Genomic DNA, 20140 nt, shown 5'->3' with positions numbered 1-20140 from the left:
GAAAAGTTTGAGAAGTGAATGAAAACGTCTAAATCGTAATCCTTAAAACCTACTGTATGATACGCAATTACTTCAAAATCGCTTTCAGAACATTAATGCATAACAAAACTTATGCACTGATCAACATTACTGGTTTGTCGCTGGGATTGGCAGCCTGTATCGTAATTTTTTCGATTGTTCAAAATGAATTAGGTTATGATGATTATCACAAAAAAGCGGATCAGACCTATCGCATTACGCTTCATGGAAAAGATTATAATCCGAGCTGTGCTTTTGCCATAGCTCCGGCTTTTAAGAATGAATTTCCAGAAGCAGAAGTATCACAATATTTTCCTGAGCAAGGCGGTCTTGTAAGTGTTGATGATCAAAAATATAATTTGAAAGTATATGCTTTTGCGGATCAAAGTTTTTCAAGAATTTTCGATTTTTCATGGTTAGCCGGAAATCCGGAAACCGCATTAAAAGAACCAAATACCGTTGTTCTTACCGAAAGCGAGGCGCGAAAATATTTTCAGGATAAAGATGCAATTGGTAAAATCATCAAACTTAATAACGAACATGATTTGCGTGTCACGGGCATAATAAAAGATCTGCCTTCCAATACACATCTTGTTTTTTCATTTCTGGTATCCTGGGAAACCATCAGAAAAAAAGTAAATACCTCAAATTTCTGGTCGATTCAGGGTGGAATGGTGTATATCACTTTACCAAAAAATGAATCAGCAAAAGCCATAGAGGCAAGACTTCCTGCTTTTGTCCAAAAGAACTGGGCGGCTGATATTGCCTGGGAAAAGGGACTTTTGCTTTTACAACCGTTAAAGGAAATTCATTTTGACAGACGTTATCTCAACCAGATTTCAATGCCAAGATCAAAGGAAACGATCTACGGACTGGCAGGTGTGGCACTTTTTATTATACTGACGGCTTGTATCAATTTTGTCAATCTCGCCACCGCTCAATCTATAAAACGCGGAAAAGAAGTGGGGATAAGAAAAACGCTGGGTGCTTTCAGAAAACAATTGATCATGCAGGTGATGGGCGAGACGACGCTGCTGGTATTGGTTTCGGTTATTATTTCGCTGCTTGCTGTTATGCTTTTTTTACCGTATACAGGCACTTTGCTGGATATCAGAATTGAGATTGAAAATCTCTTTAAACCTGAAATGGTCAGCGCAATTTTCGTGATTATAATCGCTACCATTCTTCTGGCAGGGTTGTATCCAGCCTTCATTCAATCCGGATTTCAACCTTTAAAAGCATTGAAATCGGGCATTTGTGACAATTCAAGCGGTAAATCATTTCTACGGAAGGGTCTTGTAGTTGTACAATTTTCGATTACCCAGATTCTGCTTGTCGGAACTTTGATTGTTGGGAGTCAGATGGATTTCTTTTTGAATAAAGATATTGGTTTTGACAAAGATGCTATCGTTACATTTTCAACCGGCGAAAAACCAGATGTATTGCGTCAGAAATTATTGGATAATCCAGGTGTCCAGCAAACCAGTTTTGCCTCGGGCGGCCCTGCTTATAATAACAGTTTTGCACCGTTCACCTCCCCGGAATTGGGTATGAATGAAAATGATGTGACGGAGATTAAGCAGGTTGATGAAAATTATCTTTCCATGTATCAGATAAAACTGCTTGCCGGTGAGCCGGTTACCAAGGTGATTACAAAAGACACGGTGGCAAATCTGATTGTCAATGAAACACTGATCAAACGTTTAGGAATTAGTAATCCTGAAAAAGCAATAGGCCAGCGTTTTTTTATCGGCGACCAACCGATCAGAATCAGAGGTGTTGTTCAGGACTTTCAGAGTGAATCAAAACACAAAAAAATCAGAGCTTGTGTGATCATGTACAATCCCAATTCATTCTGGCAGGTAAATGTGAAACTTCGTCCCGAAAAGATGCATGAAACCCTGGCTTCCATTGAAAAGGACTGGTCAGCGCTGAATCCGAAATCGCTGTTTTCCTACGAGTTTATGGACGACCGTATTGCCAGTTTATACACGCAGGAAAACAAAATGTACAACGCCTTTCGCATGTTTTCAGCGATTGCAATTCTGATCGGTTGTCTGGGTCTATACGGACTTGTTTCCTTGATGGCTGTGCAGCGTACCAAGGAAATAGGAATTCGTAAAGTTTTGGGTGCTTCCGTTCCGGGACTGGTTGTGCTTTTTGTAAATCAGTTTATCTGGTTAATACTAATTGCCTTTATTGTTGCGGCACCGATTGCCTGGTTTGCCATGGACAAATGGTTACAGGAATTCGCATACCACATCAATATTGGCCCGGAAATTTTCCTCATTTCCATCATTACGACAATGATTATCGCCGGTATAACCATCAGTCACCAAAGCATCAAAGCCGCAATAATGAACCCGGTGAAGAGTTTGAAAAGTGAGTGAAATCATGATTTGAAATATCCGTAAAACATTCACAGATAGAAATTTACAATGTTAAGAAATATAGTTATGATCACAAATTATTTTAAAATAGCCTGGCGAAATCTGTTAAAAAACAGATTCTATTCGCTCATAAACTGCACCGGTTTAACGGTTGGGTTGAGTGTAGGGATATTGATTTTGCTGTGGGTCCAGGATGAGCTTAGCTACGACCGGTTTCATCAAAATTCGGAAGTTATTTATAAACTTGAAAACAAGGTAGGGACAGGATCCAGCCAGCAAATATGGACGGCAACCGTTGCTCCGATTGCTGAATTTGCTAAAAGGGAAATTCCGGAAGTGAAAAATGCAGTCAGATTAACCTATAATGGGTTGTTTACTTTATTCAAATACAAAGGGAAAGTTTTCAATGAGGAAACTACCATTTTTACAGATCCAACGTTGTTTTCCGTTTTTGATTTCAATTTGGTACAAGGAAGTCAGTCTAAACCATTTCCTGATAATCATTCTGTTGTATTAACCGAGACAACCGCCAAACGCTATTTCGGCAAAGAAGATCCGATTGGAAAAGTGATTGCGGGAAATAACAACACCAATTTTAGGGTCACCGGAGTCATAAAAGACATTCCGAAAAATTCATCTTTTAAAGGAGATATGTTCTTCCCGATTGCGCTGTTTTTTGATCGCGTGTATGCGGAGAGACACGATGGTAAAAATTCGGATAATGATTTTATCCAGTTCAATTATGAGACTTATTTAGAGTTACAGCCTGGGAAATCATCTGCGGATCTTGCTGTGAAGTTAAGGAATATCCATTTGCGTAACAAACCGGACGACACTGATCTTACCTATCTTTTGCAGCCTTTGGCTGACACACATTTGTACCATTCCGATGGAACTGACGGAGGAATCGAAACGGTGAGGATGTTTATAATTATTGCGCTTTTAATCCTGGCAATCGCTTGTATCAATTATGTTAATCTCTCTACCGCAAGAGCAATTTTGCGTTCGAAAGAGGTGAGTATGCGGAAGATTGTTGGTGCCGCAAAATCACAATTATTCTTACAATTTCTGGTAGAAACCGTATTGATTTTTTCGCTGGCAACGGTGTTCGCTCTCGTTTTAATGTATGCGATACTGCCGGTTTTTAACCAGATTTCAGGCAAATCTCTGGTTATTGATTTCACTGATTACCCGATCTGGAAAGTCGTTGGTGTTACAATTCTTGGGACACTCGTTGCTTCCAGTATTTATCCGGCATTATTGCTATCTTCTTTTGAGCCGTTAAGGGCACTAAAGGGAAAAGTTTCGGGCAAAATTAACGAGGCCATTTTTCGTAAAACTTTGGTTGTTGTTCAGTTTGCAGTTTCAGTCATTCTGGTTGCGGGCACATTTATCATCGGTAGTCAGCTCAGTTATATCCGTTCCAAGGAACTTGGTTACGAAAAAACACATGTGCTGTCTTTTTACATGCAGGATATGGGGGAACATTACGAGGCGGTCAAAGCAGAATTGTTAAACCAATCTGGCGTCACGGCAGTTACCCGCGCAAACTCCAATATCATCAACCTGGGCGGGATGACGGGGGATAACTCCTGGGATGGAAAAGAGGCTGGCGAAACGATGATGCTGCGAACGTTAGCGATTGATAAGGATTTTGTCCCGTTTTTTAAAATGCAGTTATTAAACGGGGCCGGCTTCACAGGTTCTGTATCGGATTCGAGTCATTTTATTTTAAATGAAACGGCGGTAAAAGCAGCGAGAATTAAAGACCCGATTGGGAAGAAATTTAAGCTTTGGAATAAAAAGGGAACCATTATTGGTGTGGTAAAAGATTTCCATTATGGGTCGATGAAGCAAATCATTGAGCCCACAATTTTCTTTTATCAACCAACTCAAATGAACCGGATTTTTATAAAAACTACAGGTAAGGATGCGGACAAAGTAATCGCTTCCGCAGGAAGGTTATGGAAACAATATAATGCCGACTTCACTTTCCAGTTCGCCTTTCTGGATGATTCGTTTAATGATCTGTATAAAACGGAACAACAAACGGGTTTGCTCTTCAACATCTTTGCTGGTATTGCCATTTTTATTTCTTGTCTGGGCTTGTTCGGGCTCGCGGCTTACACAGCGCAGACAAGGACACGGGAAATTGGCGTAAGGAAAGTACTCGGTTCGAGCGTTGTCGGGATTGTTGAACTTCTTGCAAAAGATTTTATCAAACTGGTATTGATCGGCGTTGTAATTGCCGTCCCGATTTCCTGGTATGCCATGAGCAAATGGTTACAGGATTTTGCATACCGCGTTGAAATTCAGTGGTGGATTTTCGCGGTCTCCGGTTTTCTAGCATTGGCCGTCGCGCTGCTAACCGTTTCTTTCCAAAGCATTAAAGCGGCGTTAATGAACCCCGTGAAGAGTTTACGAAGTGAATAATTGAAATTGTTAAGGAATTAAAAAATAGCATAGACTTTGCTAGCAGACTTCAAGCACCGATTCATTTTGATAAAAACATATCAAAATGAATCGGTGCTTTTTAATTTGTAAATCACAACTTATTGATATTTAGTAGTTAAGGTTGTGACTGATTGGATGGCACTGCATTTGAAATATGGGATAATAGTGAAAATACAATAAGACATTAAACCATGATATCGCAGCTAGAAGGCACGAAATTGATTGAATCAGAATTTCCGGAATTGAACCGTTCATATGAAAGAAGTTCTTTGTCCTCAGATATATATAATTCCGTTCAGCGTTTGCTGGATTTCTCAAAAGAAGCTGTTTTAGATTACAATCTTAACTTATCCAGAAAATGTTTTGACCTGGCCAAAAGGTTATATTACCAAGGCGATCTGATTGTCAGAAATGCTATTGAAAACAGTTTTATTTCTTCATTTTCAACATTTTTGCAAAAGGACGAAATCGAGAAAAAGCGATTAAAGTTTTTTATTCCCGACGATTTTTATTCAATCTATTTGAAAGAACTTGATAAGTCATTTGGTTCTTTAAAAGAAAGTAATTTGTTGGAATACAATAATATACAAAATATCATGGTGCGTATGGCAACATGTGATGATGCGAAATACGCAAAACAGATCACGGACGAAATGGAGTCTTCGGCGATCATTCGTGGTTGTGGTATTTCAAAACGAACGCCTTCTTCAATCATAAAAAAGATGAAGGCGGGCAAGGCCGTTATTGCATTGACAAGTGAAAATGAATGGGCAGGGTTTTCGTATATCGAAGTCTGGCAAAACCGCGAGTTTGTTTCCAATTCCGGACTTATTGTATCTCCGGTTTACCGGAAATGCGGTGTTGCCAAGGCAATCAAAGAAAAGATATTTGACCTGTCGCGCCAGCGGTTTCCAAATGCCAAAATTTTCAGTATCACAACTGGCTTGGCTGTTATGAAAATGAATACTAAACTGGGTTTTGAGACGGTAACGTACAATGAAATTACAACCGAGAAAAAGTTCTGGGAAGGCTGCAAAAGTTGTGTGAACTATAACGCACTTCAAAGTAAAGGATGTAAGAACTGTTTTTGTACGGCCATGTTATATACACCTGTTATACAAAAGCCATTTGAGGATAATTGAGTCAGCACATTTAAACCATAATAAACTGCCTTAACGGCACAAAAAGCTTATCTTTTCACAATTTGTGAAAAGATAAGCTTTTTGTAATATACCGTGATTGGGATATTTTAAACTTTCTTAAATCCGGCATTGTTTCATTATATTCGTGTATAGCTGAAACTATTCCGCTATTACAGCGATAAAATAGTATTATGGCCTAACATCCGTATGAAATTTCCATTGGCCTGATAATTTGGTGACCAGGATCAGGAAAATGAATGATCGGATTATTATTTATTTAAAATAATTTTGATAATGAAAATAGTAATTATAGGAGGTGGGTTTGCAGGTATCAATCTTGCACTTGACCTTGCTAATAAAGACCAGTTTGAAGTAACGCTTGTAGATAAAAATAATTATAATTTTTTTCCGCCCCTGATCTATCAGGTGGCCACAGCTTTTCTGGAACCATCGAGTATAAGTTATCCTTTTCGCAAGCTTTTTTCAGGAAAAGACAACCTTCATTTTCGCTTGGGTGAGTTGCTGAAAGTACTTCCGGCTGAAAAGAAAATTGTGCTGAACAATGGCGAACTGGATTATGATTACCTGGTTTTTGCAACGGGCGCAGAGACAAATTATTTCGGGATGGAAAATGTGAAGGCCAAGGCCATTCCGATGAAAACGCTTGACGACGCTATTGAAATGCGTAACAAACTTTTGCAGCAAATGGAGCAGGCGGCGATTTGTACGGACCCGGAAGAGACAAAAAGACTATTGACCATCGTTATCGCCGGCGGAGGACCTACGGGCGTAGAGGTTTCGGGTATGTTCGCTGAAATGCGAAATGGAATTTTGAGAAAAGAATATCCCGAACTTGCAGGTAAGGGAAGTGAGATCTATCTGGTAGACGGCGGCCATGCGCTGCTTTCACCGATGAGTGAGAAATCACAGAAAAATACATACGATGATCTTAGTAAACTGGGAGTGAAAATCATGCTCAACTGCCACGTGAAAGATTATGTAGACGACAAGGTAATTTTTGATAACGGGCAGGAAATTGATACTAAAAATCTGATTTGGGCGGCAGGGGTTACAGCCAAAGTTTTTGAAGGTATTCCAACCGAAAGTTACGGAAGAGGCAGAAGAATGATCGTAGACGAACATAATAAAGTCCAGGGCGTCGAAGGGATTTATGCAATTGGTGATACCTGTATCCAGCAAAGTGATCCAAATTTTACCGGCGGACATCCGCAGGTTGCGCAGGTCGCCATTCAGCAGGGCAAGAAACTGGCAAAGAATTTCCGCAGGATTACAGAAGGAAAAGCACCAGAACCATTTACGTATTTTGATAAGGGGTCAATGGCGATCATCGGGAAAAATAAAGCCGTGGTAGATTTGCCGAAACCGAAAATTCATGTTCAGGGCTTTTTTGCCTGGCTTATCTGGCTGTTCATTCACTTGCTGTCATTAATTACATATCGGAACAGAATCAGGACATTTTACAACTGGATGATAGCTTACTTAACCAAAGATCAATCCCTTCGTATGATCATAAAGCCGTCCAGAGAAAATAAAAGTGTGTCTGAAAAGGGAATTCAATAGCTTTGTTTATTGTTGGTTTAAATAAGTCATCAGGCAATATTTATCGTCTGATGACTGACTTTTAAAGGTTAAAGTAATTCGTCATAATATTATAAAAACCTTTGGCGGGAAATCAATATTTAAACATGTTTTCACACTGAAATTGTCAGAAGATGAAGGAAACCATTCTTGATATATCACAGCATGTTATTCCAGGATTGGAAAATGTTGATGTGTCATTATCCTTTCGCAAATTCATTAGTAATATAGAAGACAGGATCAGAAATGAGAAAACTGTTAAGAAGAAGTTTTTTGAATTTGTTCACGAAAGGTTTACCGCTGACCCAAGGTTTTCAGAAGATATTGATCTCGACGAAATTGGAGATTTTCAAGAGCAGCTGAGTCTGATTTATAACATGCTGGTGCCGGTGATTGCTGATGAAAATGAAACGCTTTGGGCACTTAGTGTTCCGCTTTCCCAAACCGTTTTTTACGAAACCTCCGCCTTTCATGATCTGCTTACCGACGAGGGTTCTGGGCATGTCAAATGTGATCTCCTGCGTGAAATCGATATCAATATTGAGCAGAAGCAGAAAACACAAATGATCTATTCATTTCTGCTTGAAAAGTTCTACAACATTCCCGCCATCCATAACAATGATCTGGTTATTTCTATTCGGGATGAAAAAACTTGTCTTGCAAAATATTACCGGCTGAATCTTTGCACAGATTATATTGAGGTAACTCCCAAAGTCCCGCTTCCGGAATTGAACTTTGAGAAGATCCAACAGCATATAGAGATTGATTTTGACTGGTTTGTTTTAATGAAAATAATACCATTATCCTCTTTTAGTTTCAGAGGGTTTACGGTCATTACGTTAACAGACGTAACTGCTGAGCAGTCAGTGGAAAATATCAAGAATATAATTCTTAATCCGGTAACTGATACTTTCCAGTCCTACTATGACAAGATTATCCACTCGCTAAATCTGCTTGTGGGCAGCAGGGATATTAACTTTGGATTGTTGCCGGAACTGCGCGTAAATAACAAGCTGGTTTTTAACGATGAATTTTGTACCCATAGCATTTTGGTGCAAACATCATTTACGGACGGCATAAATCAGAATGACTTTTTGGCCATGACGGATGAGTATTTCCGGGATCCAAAAATTTATTTTTACAAAAGTCTCGCCGATGCTCAGAAAAAAAATGATTTTCTGGATGTCCTGGAGAAAACAGGTGTACAATCTTATGCCCTTTTACCGGTTTACAATGCTGCGCGTCTTGTTGGGGTTTTGGAAGTTTATTCCAAATCTGAAAACCTCATGGACGAAAAAATGCTTTCAAGACTGGAACCGGCTCTGCCTCTTATCGGGCAATTAATGCAAAGCGGTATTAATAAATTTGATGCCAAGATTGAAGATATCATCCGGGAGAAGTTTACGTCGTTACAGCCCGCGGTTCAATGGAAGTTTAAGGATGTGGCCTGGCATTATCTTCGCGATAATGCTGAAAATCTTCCGAAAACGCCTATTGAAGTCATCCAATTTAAAGATGTTTATCCGCTTTACGGAGCGATTGATATTAGAAATTCGACCATTGAAAGAAATGCTGCGCTTCATGCAGACCTTGAAGTCCAATTTGAAGCATTGATAAAAGTTCTTACGCATATCAAGGAAGATGTCGGGTTGGGGCTTGCGGATGAAGTAATTTTCAAATGCAGGAAGTGGATGGACAAGATAACAGACCAGACGAATGATCAGGATGAAACCAAAGTCATGGATTTTCTGGAATACGAAGTGTATCCGTTTCTACATCATTTCAAAGAAAGTAAAGGGCGGTTGGGTGAAAGTATAATGGCCTATTACGAGCTTGTGGACAAGGAGCGGGGGATTGCCTTTCTACACAGAAATGCACTTGAAAATTCCATGCAAAAGATAAATTCTTCCGTCAACTTATATCTTGAACTTTTCAAAAACGAAATTCAGGAAACGTATCCCTGTTATTTTGAAAAATTCAGGACTGATGGTGTGGAATATGACATTTACATCGGGCAGGCTATCGCGCCGGATAAACCATTTAACACGCTGTATTTGAATAATATCAGATTATGGCAGTTGACTTCGATGGCGGGAATTGCAAGAATTGCCCATGAACTGATCCCACAAATTGAAAAACCACTTGAAACCACGCAACTTATTTTTATCAATGCAGGGAGTATTGATATAAGTTTCCGCGATGATGAACGCCGTTTTGACGTCGAAGGATCTTACAATATCAGATACCATGTAATCAAGAAACGGATTGATAAAGTGCATGTGAAAGAAACAGGGGAGCGTTTGACGCAGCCCGGGAAGATCGCTTTGGTGTATTTTAATAACAAATCGGCGGATGAATATGTTAACTACATAAAATATCTGCAGGAGAAAAATATGCTGAAAAACGACCTTGAATATTTAGATCTTGAAGAATTACAGGGAGTTGCCGGTTTGAAAGCTTTGCGTATCGGTGTGAACCTTGAAGGTGAGTGGAATTAAAATAAAAGTCAGTTTTGCCCTTATAGTCATAATCTCATGAATTATACCAAGCTTCTGGAGCATGTCCAGCACCATGTACTCCATTTTTTCAAAACCCATGCAGAGGAAGCATTAATTTATCATAATGTAGTTCATACGCAGGAAGTTGCCTCTCATGCGGCAAAGATTGGTGAGCATTACGAGCTTCATGAAAAGGACTTGTTTATAGTAACCACAGCCGCCTGGTTTCATGATATGGGCTATTGGAATGGTCAGGCCTTGGGGCATGAATTCCGGGGGGCGGAGATGGCTAAGGCCTATCTGATCGAAAAGGAAGTGAAGGACGAAGTGATTGAAGGTATTCAGGGCTGTATTTTGGCGACATCTATTCCCCAGAATCCAAAGAATTTTCTGGAACAGATTGTCTGTGATGCTGATCTCTACCATTTTGGCACTAACGAATTTGCTGATCGAAACAAGCTGATGCGTAAGGAAGTGGAACAGCGAACCGGGCAGAAAATTAGTAAGGCTGAATGGCGGAAAACTACAATTAAACTGCTTGAAGCACATGCATACCATACAGACTATTGCCAGAGCCTGCTAAATGAGAAGAAGGAAAAGAATCTTCAAAAACTTAAAGAAAAGGATTTAGAAGTTGTAAAAGTCGAAAAGCCGGCAATCAACCTTTTGAAATATACAGATTCCAATCAAACCGAACCTCAGCCTGAAATTCAGGATATTAAAAAACCCAAATCTGACAGGCCGGATAAAGGTATTGAAACAATGTTTCGGATAAGCTCAAACAATCACCAGAGGCTTAGTGATATGGCTGACAACAAGGCGCATATCATGATCACGACGACTTCCATCATCATCTCAGTTTTACTTAGTATCTTACTCAGAAAACTTGAAGATAATGCTTATTTGATATTTCCAACCATCTTGTTATTAACGATTTGTGTAATTACGATGGTGTTTTCGATCCTGGCCACCCGTCCTACTATTCCGCAGGGAACCTTTACGGAACAGGACATTACCGACAAAAAAGTAAACCTGCTCTTCTTTGGAAATTTTTACCGGATGAACTATAACGATTATGCTGCCGGAATGCAGGCCATGATGAATGACCGTGATTTTTTATATGGAAGTTTAACGAAAGATGTTTACTCACAAGGTGTGGTGTTAGGCAGAAAGTATCGGCTGCTGCGTGTAGGATATAACGTTTTCATGTTCGGGATTGTCGCGTCAGTAGTTTCCTTTGTTATAGCTTCAATGTTTTTTGGTAAGTAAATAATATAAGAAGATAGAAATAAATTTTACACTTCATAGGGAAGTAACAGAATCCTGATTCATATGAATTGCACTGTTTGCAAAATAATTAACTCAGCGTTCCTGCTGATTTTAACAGGTACAGGCTGTACCAATTCGCACGAGAATGAACAGACTTTGAAAGATTATAATCTTGAAAGTCCTGAAAAGTTTTTTATGCCTGAAAGTCTTTTCGAGGTTTCAGGAATTGCTTTTAACAAAGGACGCAGCGACACAATTTACGCCGTTCAGGATGAAGAGGGTCGTTTATTCCGGTTAAGCCTGGGTGTGAAAAAACAACTGAACACCAAGTTTGGAAAAAAGGGAGATTTTGAAGATCTGGCCATTGCGAACGACAGGGTTGTTATCTTGAAAAGCAACGGGACAATGTACTCTTTTCCAATGAAAGAAGCCACTTTTCCGGAAGCTGATAGCGTTCAGGAATGGAAGAAAATACTTCCTAAGGGCGAATATGAGAGCATGTATGCTGATGAAACCACGGACAATATTTTCGTGTTGTGTAAAAATTGTCCGGATGATGATTCGAAGAAAAGTGTCACGGGTTTTGAATTCCACCTGGGAGACAGTAGTGCAGTGAAAAACTCCTTCCAAATTAATGTGAAAGATATTAAGGCTTTGACGGGTAAGGTGGAAAGAGGTTTTCGCCCGTCAGGTCTAGCACAAAATCCTCTCACGAAAGATTGGTATATTATTTCGGCGGTCAATAAATTGTTGGTGGTTACGGATTATAACTGGAAGGTTCAGCAGGCTGTTCCATTGAACGGGAATAAATTTACGCAGCCGGAAGGGATTGCTTTTGACACTGCCGGAAACCTTTATATTTCCAATGAAGGTGATGACTTTGCAGAAGGTAATATTCTGAAGTTTAAGAAATTGGGCATATAGTGCAAACGCGGATTCCCGCCGGATTTAAAGTATGAAATTTAATTTTTACTCCGTCTCGTTAATCGTTGGACTGTTACTGGTCTCTTCGTGTTCGAGTTATAAGAAGTTACAATATTCGAAAGAAGGAAAAAGCTGGGAGCAATCTGCTCCGGCTCCTGATCTGGTATTGAAACATACCATGTATCTTATCGGTGATGCCGGAAATGATTCTCCTGAGCATAAAGCACCTGTACTTTTGTATTTGAAAGACAAACTTGCCAAAGAATCTAAAAATAGCTCGGCCTTATTTTTGGGTGATAACATCTACGAATATGGTATGCCGCCAGCGGAAGATTCTGCCAAACGCAAAGTGGCTGAATACAGGATCACATCGCAGCTTGAAACACTGGATGAATTTAAAGGCAGACCATTTTTCCTACCCGGAAATCACGATTGGCGGGGCTGGGGGAGGAAAGGCCTGAAACGTCAGGAAGTTTTTATTGACCAGTATCTTAATTCCCGGAAAGGAAAAACGGATAAAGACGAATATGAAAGTTATTTTTTGCCGCAAGACGGTTGCTCTGGTCCGGAAGTAATCGAATTAAATGACAATGTGGTCATTATCGCTGTCGATTCGCAGTGGTGGTTGTCGGACTGGGATAAGGATACGAAGATCAACGATGGCTGCGAGATCAAAAACCGTGCGACTTTTAAATTTGTATTTGAGAACGTGATCCGCAAATACAGAAACAAAAATGTGGTGATTGCGATGCACCATCCACCGTATACCTACGGGCCACATGGCGGGAAATTTACTATTAAACAGCACATATTCCCGCTAACGGAGATGAATCCGAATTTATATATTCCGCTACCTGGTGTCGGAAGTTTGAGCGCCCTTTTTCGCGGAACCGTGGGTTCTCGCCAGGACACACATAACAAATTGTATAAGGATATGCGTGACGGGATTTTGGCAGCAGCGAGAAAAAATGGAAACTTTATTTTTGCCAGCGGTCACGAGCATGCCTTGCAGTTCATAGAAAACGATGGACAGGAATTTGTCGTCAGCGGGAGCGGCTCTAAAAACAGCCCGATCGGTATGGGGAAAGGATCACAATTTGCTTCAACCGCTCTGGGATTCAGCACACTTGCCTTTTATGAGGGCGGAGAAACCTGGGTGCAGTATTGGGAAGTTGACGAGCACGGCAAGAGCGCGAAAATAGTTTATCAAAAGAAAATCAAAGATAAGCTGGTACCGCAGAAAGAAGAACCTGCCATTGCGTATCAGGAGTATGAACAACATGCAGACAGCTCGCAGCAATTTGTTTTGAAAAACAAAATTACGCCAGTAAAGGGCTTCCATAATTTCCTTTTCGGAGCGCATCACCGTGATCTTTACATGGTAAAATATCCTTTTCCGGTTCTGGATTTCGCAACATTCAAAGGTGGTATCGTTCCTGAAAAACAGGGTGGGGGAAATCAGACAAATTCGTTGCGTGTTAAAGCTGGTGATGGTAAGGAGTATGTGCTTCGGGATATGACCAAAGATGTCAGCCGCTTTTTGCCTTTTCCTTTCAATAAAATGATGGCTGCGCAGTTTTTAGCGCAGGAGAATTTTCTTTCTACACATCCTTTCGCCCCGCTGACAATTCCGAAACTCGCCGATGCTATCCAGGTTTATCATACCAATCCGAAAATTTATTATGTACCTGCCCAACCCGGATTAGGCCTCTTCAATTCGATTTTTGGCGGCAGTTTGAGTTTGGTTGAGGAGCGGCCGGATGGCAAGAAGTGGAAAGATGCCGCTAATTTCGGTAATGCGGACAAAATAATCAGTACCCCGGATTTGCTGGAAAATATTCTTGAAAGTAATAAATATAAAGTGGATGAAAAGTGGGCTCTGAAAACCCGTTTTCTGGATTTTATAGTGGGTGACTGGGACCGTCACGATGACCAATGGACCTGGGCTTCTATCAAGCAGGAGGATGGCTCCAATCTTTATCGTCCCATCCCGCGCGACCGCGATCAGGCTTTTTCCAAGTATGATGGTTTGTTTACGAATGTGGCGCGTTTGACTATGCCATTCCTTCGCCAGTTGCAGGTTTATGGGCCGGAAGTTCCCAATATGAAATGGACAACTTGGAGTGCACGACTGTTCGACAGAACATTTATCAATGAGCTTAGCTGGGAACAATGGCAGGAACAGGTTAAGTATATTCAGGGAAACCTGACGGATGAAGTGATCGAAAATTCTTTCGCGGACTGGCCGGAAAAAGCGAAGGAGATGTCTGCGCCTTATCTCATTAATAGTATAAAAACGAGGAGAGATAATTTGCTTGAACTTGCCAGGAAACATTACGTTTTTGTAAGTTCTTCGGTGAATGTCATTGGGACTGAGGAAGAAGAGCGTTTCGAAATCGAGCGTATTGACGATAATCATACCAAAGTTACCGTTTCGGAAATCGGGAAAAAAGGACAGCTAAAAAAGCAGAATTACCAGCGGATCTTCGATCATGCCGTTACGAAAATAATTAACGTTTACGGCAATGGGGATGAAGATGAGTTTATTGTTACCGGCGACGTGAAAAAGGGAATCAAAGTCAGGTTGATTGGCGGGACCGGGAAAGATGTGTTTACAGATAGTTCTGTCGTGAAAACTGGTGGGAAAAAGACCATCGTTTACGACGACCTTGGCAAAAATACAATTCATGCAGGAAGGGAAACAAAGGATAAACGGACTGGTTTGTACCGCTACAATATTTACGACCGAAGAAGCGCCGAGAGCGATTATGACATTACTATTCCGCTGCCCATTATAGGATTTAATCCTGATGACGGATTTTTGCTTGGGGCCAATTTTAGTATGATCCGGTACGGTTTCAAAAAGGAACCTTATGCTTCTTCTCAACACTTCGGGGCTAAATATTCGTTTGCGACAAAAGCGGTAAGAGTTAACTATACAGGTGATTTCCTGAATGTGTTTAAAAAATTTGACTTTTACCTTGATACCTATTATCACGGTCCGTCTTATGCGTTTAATTATGCAGGGCTGGGAAATAATTCCGAGAGATTATTGGATAACCCTGACTTTTACCGTGTAAGGCAAAGCGCGTTTCATGTTTATCCGGCAATAAAAAAACATTTTGCCGGCAACAGTGGATTCGTCACGTTAGGGCCTTTGTTTGAAATTTCAGATGTGGCTTCGACCGCCGGACGTTTCATTACGAGCGATAATAACCAGCTCCCGGACGATATTTTCAAGACTAAATATTACAGCGGCGGCCAGATGTTATTTAATTTCAGTAGCGTCGACAATATCTTCGCTCCGCATTCAGGTATTCGATTCAGTTCCGGTTTAAACTATACGAAGAACTTGAAAGAAGATAAAAGCTTTGCAGGTCTGAAAGCGCAGTTAGCGTTTTATTTTAGTCTGGACAGGAAGGAAAATATTATATTCGCTTCGCAGATCGGGACAGGCTTGAATTTTGGCAAGGGATTTGAGTTTTTTCAAATGCCAACCATTGGAGGTAATCAGGGATTACGCGGATACCGAACCCAACGTTTTTATGGAAAAAGTAGTTTATGGCATTCCAGTGATTTACGTGCGAGATTGGGAAGTAGCATTAACCCAACTTTACCGCTAACTTACGGACTCTTTGGAAGTTTCGATTATGGAAGGGTTTGGCAGGAACATGATCCGAGCGACAACTGGCATTACAGTTATGGCGGTGGTGTTTGGGTTGCGCCTGTTGATATTCTTACCTTGTCGGTTGGCGCTTTCATACCAAAAGAAAAAAGAGAAGAAAGGCCCCGAATTGCTTTTCAGGTAGGTTTTTGGTTCTAAAAAAACAGATGATATGGAGTTGTATAAAACGTACGGAGTTTCGGTAATGTTTGTGGCAGGCGGAATCTTGCTGTTGTTGGCGTCTTTGTTTTTTCTTAACAAGATCATCGAAATAAATCTCTACAATACCTATTTTATCATCAGCAAAAAAATGCTTGCAACGTGTCTCGCCGTTGCTTTGTTCTTTTTCGCGCTCGTCTACCAGGTATTTTCAAGAACCGGCCAACCTCTAAATGAGAAGTTTGGATGGATACATTTTTTTCTGACAGTGCTCGGGGGATTAATACTGGTATGCGCTCCGATAGCAAATTCAGTTGCCGGCGATTACCAAACAAGGAGACAAAACATGGAGTTTTTATCTATGCTTTGTCTCATTAGTTTTGGCGTATTTTGTTTCGGTCAGGTGATTTTAATAATTAATATTGCTCGTTTTTACTTGCAAAAATAATCTCTCGCTTATCTTCTTTTTTTTGTCACGATGCGGTTTAAGCAGGTGACTATTCTTTTCAATGTTAAGCAATATTGAATTAGATAAATCGAATCATCATTATGTTTCTGAGAAATAAATAGATGCTGGTGAGCTGGGTCTTTAAGAAATATTCCTCAGGGAATAGTAACTTTAAGGTTCACCCACAATCAAGCGTTTAGCCAATGAAATTATTCATGACCTTTAAAAAGTTATTCTTCTCATTTTTATTTTTTATCTGCTTCCATTTTGCACACGCGCAGCATTATGTTTTCTTTCTCCATAACAAATTCATCGAGGAAAATTATTTAAACGACAGCCATCCTGAATATGGAAAAGCTGAATATTTCCAGATTGTCAGTGCATTCAAGCGGCGTGGATTGACGGTCATCAGTGAGATACGTCCGCGAAATACTGATGCACATGATTATGCCGCAAAGGTGGTTGGCCAGATTGACAGCCTGTTGCAAACCGGTGCGAAAGCATCGCATATTACTGTGATTGGAACTTCGAAAGGAGGATATATTGCCCAGTTTACATCCAGCTTATTGAAAAATCCTGACGTAAATTATGTGTTCATCGGTTCATGCGATGAGGAGGATGTTACCAAAATTCCTGAAATTAATTTCAGCGGGAATATACTTTCGATCTATGAGAAAAGCGATGGCCCACATTCTTGTCAAAACATGAAAATGAAGTCGTCAAATGTAGTAGGACGCTTCGAGGAAATAGAATTGAATACAGGACTAAAACATGGTTTTTTATTCAAGGCGATGCCGGAATGGATAGATCCGTCGGCAAAATGGGCGAAGGGAAATTATGATATTCATGCGCATCGAAAGATTATTCCGACAAAACAAGTTGACGGGCCGGCAGCCATGGACGCTCTCTTGTCTGCTGAAACAAAAAAGCCTTTTAACGGCATCGTTTTTGTTTCTGAAAATGGTATTAGTAAATTTTCAAAAACTTACGGCCGTCCATACTTTGATAAGCCTTCTCCATTTAAGTTTGATGATCAATTCGTAGTTGGCTCAATTAGTAAGCAGTTTACAGCTGTTTTGGTATTAAAAGAATACGAAAAAGGACGGGTAAAACTTCATATCCCCATCAAAACATATCTTCCGGATTTAGCGGAAAGCTGGGCAGACACCGTCACTGTTCATCACCTGCTTACGCACATGCACGGCATCGTTGCGCTTGACAAGCCGCTCACTTTCGAGCCTGGGACTCAATATGCCTATTCACAGATCGGTTACGACCTTTTAGCAAAAATCACCGAAAAGACGAGCGGGAAGTCCTTTGCAGAGCAATCAAAGCGTATGTTTAAAAAGTCTAAAATGTATAATACATTTCATCCTGGCATAAAAGGTTATCGGAATTTGGTGCCGGGGTATACTGAAAATGAAAAAGGACAGATTGAGCCGGAAGGAGAGACTTTTGAGAATTACGTCGCTGCCGGATCATTCATTTCAACAGCGCATGATCTGGTGATCTGGAATAAATGTCTGCACGAGGGGAAATTATTGTCGGGATCAACCTATAAGTTAATGATGAATAAGCAAAAAGGTGCGGTTCGCAATCACCCGATCTTTGGCGTTGTGGAATATGGGTATGGGATAACGGTAGACACAAACGACGGAATTTTGCAGCTGGGACAAACTGGATTTTGCCCAGGATTTGTCTCGATGAACTTCTATTTTCCCAAAACCAAAACAAGTATCATTGCACTGGAAAATGTTGTCTGGGACGAAAATAATCTGAAGAAAACGTTCGGTTACCATTCTGAGCTTTTGAAAATAATCAGAAGCAGCAAATTGGTAGAGAAAGGTTTATAAGGGGCACCGAACACGTTTAAAGTCCTGCCGTCTTAGCAAGTTTATTTATCCGTATGGTTTCTAAAATCGTTGATTAATACCATAGATAGTTATTTCTGTCGTTTCATTCATGGAGTTTAAGTATGAAATTTGTAACACAAAATTCAGAAAAGAGGTTATGATGAGAGATTGCTTTGGAACTGCAATTTTCAAACATTACATACACAGCCTCATCGGCTTAAATTATAGCTTACCATGAAACATAACAGGATTTACAGCGTGCTTTTTAACAAATGTCCACGTTGTGCGGAAGGAGATTTTTTTATTACCAAAAGTGCCTATACTCTCAAATTTGATAAAATGAATAAAAAGTGCCCCAACTGTGGAGAGAATTTGGTTCCGGAGCCGGGTTTTTATCAAGGTGCTTTATATATGAGTTATGCTTTTTACGTAATTTTTATGCTGATTTATTTTTTCATATTCGTTAATTTCTTTGGCGAATACCTTGACTATTTTCTTTATAGTATCATCCCGGTTTTGATCTTGCTCACCCCGTATTTCTATCGTCTGGCACGAAGATCCTGGCTGGCTATTTTTATCTCTCCTCAGGATGTTTCGATTACCCATAAACACTAGTGTTATCCTGCATAATGACCAATAATAATAGCCGCAGTTTTCCTTTATTCTTATCGAAAAATGGAAGACTGCGGTTTTTTTATTTTCCTATAGGATTTTTATAAATATCGACAAAAAATCAACTTTTAGTCAGCGATTTTTTTCTGAAAGCTTCCGGGCTCATACCAGCTTCCTTTTTGAAAAATTTGGTAAAATAGGAGTTATCGTTAAAATTAAGTTTGTAAGCGACTTCTGAGACGCTTAATCCGAGATTGACCAGTAGCCGTTTCGCTTCCAATACGACCCGGTTACGAATTACCTCTCCTGCCTGAATTCCCAAATGTTCCTTGCAAAGCGCGTTCAAATGGTTTGGGGTTATATTTAGAAGTTTTGCGTATTCACCGGGCAATCTGATTTCCAGATAGTTTTTTTCAATTAATTTCTGGAAATTTTTCAAAACCGGGTGCGCCTGAAATGGTGTGCGGTTCCGTTGTTCAGAGGAAATACTTTGTTGAACCGAAATAAAAATCTGTATCAGCAAAACTCTGAGCATATCTTCCTTTAAGACATTATGCTGCTGCGATTCGGTGACTAACTTTTCAAAAAGTGATAGAATTGGATGCTGCACAGCTTCCGGCAGGTCAATAACGCTTTCGGTCGTGCCACCATTAAAGAATGAGAATTGACTGATATATTCTGATTTCAGTAAAAATGATTGAAAAAAACTGCTTGAAAAGTTTACTACATATCCATCTACGTTCCCTTCGAAATCCCAGGAATGTACCTGTCCTGGCACCATAAAATAAATTTGATACGGCTTAACGTCAAAGTGATTAAAGTCAATCGTATGTCTCCCACCGCCTTCGGAAAAGAATAACAGATGATAAAAACTATGACGATGTGGTGAGGTCAGGTTTGGATGAATAGCCAGATAAGGCGCAAACCGACTGATCAGAATATCGTCGTTGCGGTAAGCAGAAAGCGTACTGATATCAACTCGTGGAATATTGGTTTGCATTGCAGATTGGAAATGTGTTTTTCAAATCTAGTAATCCTTGGCTGTAAAAGTGAATAGTTCCTGGTCAAGATTAAATTATCTTCCGATTTTCCGTAAAATGAATAATAATA

12 protein-coding genes are annotated in these 20140 nt (G+C 40.1%); 11 read left to right on the top strand and 1 reads right to left on the bottom strand.

What is annotated here, in order from left to right:
- The first annotated feature begins 56 nt into the window (after window positions 1–56).
- The 11 genes from AC1XUO_RS25955 to AC1XUO_RS25905 all read left to right on the top strand — a co-directional run bounded on the left by AC1XUO_RS25955 (window position 57) and on the right by AC1XUO_RS25905 (window position 19033).
- Window positions 57–2408, top strand: a complete 2352-nt coding sequence (locus tag AC1XUO_RS25955) for an ABC transporter permease (RefSeq protein WP_483332751.1) — start codon at window positions 57–59, stop codon at window positions 2406–2408.
- Window positions 2409–2456: 48 nt separating this feature from the next.
- Window positions 2457–4841, top strand: coding sequence for an ABC transporter permease (locus AC1XUO_RS25950; protein WP_483332750.1), 2385 nt, complete (start codon window positions 2457–2459; stop codon window positions 4839–4841).
- A gap of 212 nt (window positions 4842–5053) precedes the next feature.
- Complete coding sequence (locus AC1XUO_RS25945; RefSeq protein WP_483332749.1) at window positions 5054–6004, top strand: DUF7674 family protein; 951 nt, start codon at window positions 5054–5056, stop codon at window positions 6002–6004.
- A gap of 294 nt (window positions 6005–6298) precedes the next feature.
- A complete protein-coding gene (locus AC1XUO_RS25940; RefSeq protein WP_483332748.1) occupies window positions 6299–7585 on the top strand; it encodes an NAD(P)/FAD-dependent oxidoreductase in 1287 nt (428 codons plus the stop codon).
- Between the two features lie 152 nt (window positions 7586–7737).
- Complete coding sequence (locus AC1XUO_RS25935) at window positions 7738–10101, top strand: GAF domain-containing protein (protein ID WP_483332747.1); 2364 nt, start codon at window positions 7738–7740, stop codon at window positions 10099–10101.
- A gap of 36 nt (window positions 10102–10137) precedes the next feature.
- Window positions 10138–11370 carry a Pycsar system effector family protein gene (locus AC1XUO_RS25930; RefSeq protein WP_483332746.1) on the top strand — a complete coding sequence of 411 codons (1233 nt, stop codon included), beginning with the start codon at window positions 10138–10140 and terminating at the stop codon, window positions 11368–11370.
- A 63-nt stretch (window positions 11371–11433) separates the two neighbouring features.
- On the top strand, window positions 11434–12294 hold the full coding sequence (locus AC1XUO_RS25925) for an SdiA-regulated domain-containing protein (RefSeq protein WP_483332745.1): 861 nt from the start codon (window positions 11434–11436) through the stop codon (window positions 12292–12294).
- A gap of 31 nt (window positions 12295–12325) precedes the next feature.
- Window positions 12326–16117, top strand: a complete 3792-nt coding sequence (locus AC1XUO_RS25920; protein ID WP_483332744.1) for a metallophosphoesterase family protein — start codon at window positions 12326–12328, stop codon at window positions 16115–16117.
- Window positions 16118–16130: 13 nt separating this feature from the next.
- Window positions 16131–16565, top strand: a complete 435-nt coding sequence (locus tag AC1XUO_RS25915; protein WP_483332743.1) for a hypothetical protein — start codon at window positions 16131–16133, stop codon at window positions 16563–16565.
- Window positions 16566–16768: 203 nt separating this feature from the next.
- Entirely contained in the window at window positions 16769–18418 is a 1650-nt protein-coding gene (locus AC1XUO_RS25910; protein WP_483332742.1) for a serine hydrolase domain-containing protein, read from the top strand.
- Between the two features lie 234 nt (window positions 18419–18652).
- The gene (locus AC1XUO_RS25905) at window positions 18653–19033 is read left to right on the top strand and encodes a DUF983 domain-containing protein (protein ID WP_483332741.1); all 381 of its coding nucleotides are present in this window, start codon (window positions 18653–18655) and stop codon (window positions 19031–19033) included.
- 118 nt (window positions 19034–19151) lie between these two features.
- On the opposite strand, the gene AC1XUO_RS25900 is transcribed toward AC1XUO_RS25905, so the two are convergent.
- Window positions 19152–20030: an AraC family transcriptional regulator gene (locus AC1XUO_RS25900; protein WP_483332740.1), complete on the bottom strand. Its 879-nt coding sequence runs from the start codon at window positions 20028–20030 to the stop codon at window positions 19152–19154.
- Window positions 20031–20140: the final 110 nt, after the last annotated feature.

This window comes from Dyadobacter sp. HNCC25DJ186, from assembly GCF_056895235.1.
Note: the sequence above shows the minus strand (reverse complement) of the source record. Positions and strands in the feature narration are given on the sequence as shown.

Bases quoted from the DNA above. Each gene is read 5' to 3' on its own strand.
- AC1XUO_RS25955 (WP_483332751.1), top strand. From the start codon at position 57: ATGATACGCAATTACTTCAAAATCGCTTTCAGAACATTAATGCATAAC.
- AC1XUO_RS25950 (WP_483332750.1), top strand. From the start codon at position 2,457: ATGTTAAGAAATATAGTTATGATCACAAATTATTTTAAAATAGCCTGG.
- AC1XUO_RS25945 (WP_483332749.1), top strand. From the start codon at position 5,054: ATGATATCGCAGCTAGAAGGCACGAAATTGATTGAATCAGAATTTCCG.
- AC1XUO_RS25940 (WP_483332748.1), top strand. From the start codon at position 6,299: ATGAAAATAGTAATTATAGGAGGTGGGTTTGCAGGTATCAATCTTGCA.
- AC1XUO_RS25935 (WP_483332747.1), top strand. From the start codon at position 7,738: ATGAAGGAAACCATTCTTGATATATCACAGCATGTTATTCCAGGATTG.
- AC1XUO_RS25930 (WP_483332746.1), top strand. From the start codon at position 10,138: ATGAATTATACCAAGCTTCTGGAGCATGTCCAGCACCATGTACTCCAT.
- AC1XUO_RS25925 (WP_483332745.1), top strand. From the start codon at position 11,434: ATGAATTGCACTGTTTGCAAAATAATTAACTCAGCGTTCCTGCTGATT.
- AC1XUO_RS25920 (WP_483332744.1), top strand. From the start codon at position 12,326: ATGAAATTTAATTTTTACTCCGTCTCGTTAATCGTTGGACTGTTACTG.
- AC1XUO_RS25915 (WP_483332743.1), top strand. From the start codon at position 16,131: ATGGAGTTGTATAAAACGTACGGAGTTTCGGTAATGTTTGTGGCAGGC.
- AC1XUO_RS25910 (WP_483332742.1), top strand. From the start codon at position 16,769: ATGAAATTATTCATGACCTTTAAAAAGTTATTCTTCTCATTTTTATTT.
- AC1XUO_RS25905 (WP_483332741.1), top strand. From the start codon at position 18,653: ATGAAACATAACAGGATTTACAGCGTGCTTTTTAACAAATGTCCACGT.
- AC1XUO_RS25900 (WP_483332740.1), bottom strand. From the start codon at position 20,030: ATGCAAACCAATATTCCACGAGTTGATATCAGTACGCTTTCTGCTTAC.